At 56.5% G+C, this 278-nt stretch carries 1 pseudogene; it reads right to left on the bottom strand.

From position 1 onward, the window contains the following. Positions 1-230: pseudogene (locus EN851_RS36075) on the bottom strand (DNA-directed RNA polymerase subunit alpha); the annotation flags it as partial. Positions 231-278: the final 48 nt, after the last annotated feature.

Below are 278 nucleotides of genomic sequence, written 5' to 3'. Positions count from 1 at the left end.
TCTTCCTGTACACCTTCGATGGCGCTGTACTCGTGGAGCACACCGTCAATCTCGGCCTCGACTACTGCGCAGCCGGGCATTGAGGACAACAGGATGCGTCGCAGCGCGTTGCCCAGGGTGTGGCCAAAACCACGCTCGAGAGGCTCGAGAGTGATCTTGGCGCGGGTTGGACTGACACCCTGCACATCAATGTGGCGGGGTGTCAGGAACTCATTTACCGAAATCTGCATGGATGCACCTATTTTCTAGCCCTTACTTGGAGTAGAGCTCGACAATCA

Origin of the sequence: Mesorhizobium sp. M8A.F.Ca.ET.208.01.1.1, assembly GCF_004791315.1 — a bacterium.
Taxonomy (GTDB): domain Bacteria; phylum Pseudomonadota; class Alphaproteobacteria; order Rhizobiales; family Rhizobiaceae; genus Mesorhizobium.
The sequence above is the reverse complement of the archived record's forward strand: the minus strand, read 5'-3'. Positions and strand labels throughout refer to the sequence as shown.